Raw genomic sequence first — 1,128 nt, 5'->3', positions numbered from 1 at the left:
CCCTCGGAACCCCCGCCCGTGGCCCGCTCCCCGCGGATCCGCGCCAGGTCGGCGTTGACGGCCGCCGCGGCCTGCGCGGTCGGCGCAGCCACCGCGATCCCCACCTGGCTGTCGGTGGCGATCGCGTCCAGGCACACCAGCGCCCGCGCGATCTCCGCGGCGTCGCCAGGGCCGTGCCGCAGCACCGTCACCGGGCGCAGGGTCGCCGTCACCAGGGCCTCGCGCGTGCGGTCCGAAACGGTGAACCCGCCCCGCTCCACGGCCGCGTCCACCGTCTCACCCGCGGTCATCGAGTCCATGATCGGCTCGTTGCCGCCGATCAGCCGCAGCAGCTGTTCGCCCAGCCGCTGTTCGGCGTGCCCCACCTCGGGCAGCGCGTAGAACAGTTCGGTGTCGGGCAGGTCCGGGACCCCGCCCTCGCTGAAGTCGAAGTCCTCGTCGTCGTCCTCGTCGGTGCTCTCCAGCACCACCGCGCTCCCGTCGGCCACGGCCGCCTCCAGCGCGGCGGCCGGATCGGCCACCCCGAACCCGCCCACGACCGAGGCCAGCTTCTTCTCCTCGACCACGGTGTGCCCGCGCGCGGCGGACATGCGCAGTACGTGCCCGGTGAGTGCCGCCAGCCGCCGGGGGTCGCCGGGCCGCGCGCCCTCGCCCAGGTGCCTGCGGGCGCAGAAGTCGGCCTGCTCCGGGGTCACCTGCGGCAGGCGCAGCAGCAGCCACGGGTTCGCGTCCAGCGCGGCGGCGGCCCCTGGCCCCAGCACGCCCAGCAGCCGGGGCGCCAGGGCGCCCGGCGCGCCCATCCGGTCAAGGACGGCACTGACCTGTTCTGCCTCGGACACCTCGGGCGGTTCCCCTCGTCATACGGTTCACGGACTCTGGGGGAGCCTATCGACTGGCGACGACGCTCGGTTCCCGCTTCGGGGGTGCGCCCGCCGATGCCCGCCACCATGCACCCCGGTCGCCTGCCGTCGCCCGCCCCGGTCGCCCGTTGCCACGCTCCCCGTCCGCCCGCCGTCGCTCGAACTCGGCACGCCTTCCTGACGCGTCCCGGAACCGCCCTGGCATCGGAAACCTCCCCGAGTCCAGGAGCGCCCCCGGCCCGCCCGCTACTCCCGCTTGGCCCGGTTC

The 1,128-nt window shown here is 75.6% G+C and carries 1 protein-coding gene; it reads right to left on the bottom strand.

All coding sequences use genetic code 11. The annotated features are described in order from the left end of the window. Positions 1-839: helix-hairpin-helix domain-containing protein (locus tag DQW06_RS02030; protein ID WP_304598492.1), on the bottom strand; the 839-nt coding region annotated here is incomplete at its 3' end. Positions 840-1,128 lie beyond the last annotated feature (289 nt).

Origin of the sequence: Nocardiopsis sp. TNDT3 (assembly GCF_003427465.1) — a bacterium.
In the GTDB taxonomy this organism is placed as follows: domain Bacteria; phylum Actinomycetota; class Actinomycetes; order Streptosporangiales; family Streptosporangiaceae; genus Nocardiopsis; species Nocardiopsis dassonvillei.
This window is presented reverse-complemented; position numbering and strand designations above follow the sequence as displayed.